General features: G+C 69.7%; 1 protein-coding gene. It reads right to left on the bottom strand.

Translation table 11 applies throughout. The annotated features are described in order from the left end of the window. Positions 1 to 245: 245 nt before the first annotated feature. Positions 246 to 1,297, bottom strand: a 1,052-nt coding sequence (locus tag ACY34K_RS33840) for an RNA polymerase sigma factor (RefSeq protein WP_462754103.1), incomplete at its 5' end; no start/stop codon positions are given.

The raw sequence follows: 1,297 nt of genomic DNA, 5'->3' as shown, positions 1-1,297 counted from the left end.
GTAATCTAACGAGGGAGAGCCGGTCGCCAACACTTGCGCGGACCGCGACCACGCCGCATCGTCCATGACCGCGGTGATGACTCGTCGACCGCCGCGTTACGAGCCGGGTGGAGGTTGCGCCGGGCGTGACCGGGTGCGGTGCCCGGTGGAGGGCTTCGCGGCTGGAGTGCCGCGCCCCCGCGTGGACAGGCTCGCGAGGTGGGTGTCCGTACAGATCGCCGCCGACGTGCCGCCGGCAGCTCGTGTCACTCGGCCTCGCACGGTGGTGCCGAGGGGCTGGAACAACACCTCCCGGTCTCGTCCGTGGTGCACGGGTCGGTGACGGCAGGCGCGTCGAGACGGGTGTGTTGCTGCTCGATGGCGAGGGCAGCGGCGGCACTGACCGTTGCGAGCGCCAGTGCGGTGACGGTGAGCGCGAACTTCAGTGTTGAGGCCTGGTGGGTGGACCGGCGGTGCTGACGGGCGTGGCGTGCCGGACCTGCGTTCCGTGCCGATCCCGCATCACGTGCGTGACGTGCGGATCGCTGTGAGGTCCTGCGCGCGGCCCGGCCGGTGGGCGCTGACCCGTGCGCGACGGGCGCGGGAGACAACGGCTCACGGCCGTGGTGTGTGTCGACGTAAATGGTGTGGCCCCAGGGGACTAGTGCTTCGGCGATCAGGATGCGGGGTTGGTTGTTCAGGCGAATGAGGATGTGGTGGGTGGTTGTGCAGGACGCGCAGTGGGCGAGGTGGTGGCTGAGGTAGCCGCTGTGGCGTTGTGAGTGGGGGCGTGTGGCGACGTCCAGGAGTTTGGTGAGGTGCCGGCACGGTGCCTCGGCTTGTGCGGTGTGTTGGGTGAGGTAGGCGTGACGGAGCCGTTGAAGGAGGTCGTATCGGCGATGGGGGGTCTGCGGGGGTGCGTGACCGAGGATGTGGGAGATGGTGCGGGGGTCTGAGGTGTCGACGATGGTGTGCCAGAGGAGCGTGCGGGTGCGGGGCGGGAGTATGTGGAGCGCCTCATGGAGGGGGTGGGTCGGCGGGTCGCCGGTGTGGTGTGCGAGGTGGTGGTCGAGCCATCGCAGGAATCGGGGGGTGAGGTCGGCGCGGCGGCCGGTGTGCGCCCAGGACACGGCGGTGTGGAGGACGGATCGCAGGAGGTGGGGGCGGAGGGCGTCCTGGGGGTGGAAGCCGCGGTGCAACGAGGGTTCGGTTCGGTGAAAGGCTTCGTAGGCCAGGGCTTCCGAGTACGTGACGTCGATGCACAAGGCGGCGTAGCGCCTCATCGCCGGCAGGTGCCTTCGCCGCAGTTCCCGCAGGG

This window comes from Streptomyces sp. STAM6, assembly GCF_054963715.1.
This window is presented reverse-complemented; position numbering and strand designations above follow the sequence as displayed.